This is a genomic window from Chitinimonas viridis (genome assembly GCF_030409555.1).
GTDB classification, from domain to species: Bacteria; Pseudomonadota; Gammaproteobacteria; order Burkholderiales; family Chitinimonadaceae; genus Chitinimonas; species Chitinimonas viridis.
In genome coordinates, this window is sequence record NZ_JAUFPU010000016.1 from 1 (window position 1) to 563 (window position 563).

The window sequence follows — 563 nt, forward strand, 5'->3', positions numbered from 1 at the left end:
CCTTCGCGGATAGCGAAGCGCAGACCTTGTTCCATGGCGATCGGAGCAATCAGGGCAACAACCACTTCAACGTTGTCGCCTGGCATCACCATTTCGGTGCCAGCTGGCAGCTCAACCGCACCGGTCACGTCGGTGGTACGGAAGTAGAACTGCGGGCGATAGCCATTGAAGAACGGGGTGTGACGGCCGCCTTCATCCTTGCTCAGCACGTAGACCGAACCGGAGAACTTGGTGTGCGGGGTGATCGAACCCGGCTTGGCCAGAACTTGGCCACGCTCGACGTCTTCACGCTTGGTACCACGCAGCAGCGCGCCAATGTTGTCGCCAGCCTGACCTTGGTCCAGCAGCTTGCGGAACATTTCCACGCCGGTACAGGTGGTCTTGACGGTGGGCTTGATACCGACGATTTCGATTTCTTCGCCGACCTTGACGATGCCGCGCTCAACGCGACCCGTCACCACGGTACCGCGACCGGAGATCGAGAACACATCTTCCACAGGCATCAGGAAGGCGCCGTCGATGGCACGCTCAGGGGTGGGGATGTAGCTGTCCAGGGCTTCGGC

General features: G+C 60.7%; 1 protein-coding gene. It reads right to left on the reverse strand.

The window, feature by feature from the left end; all coding sequences use genetic code 11:
• The coding region (locus QWZ03_RS13265) for an EF-Tu C-terminal domain-related protein (protein WP_290333156.1) at positions 1-563 on the reverse strand (563 nt) is incomplete at both ends.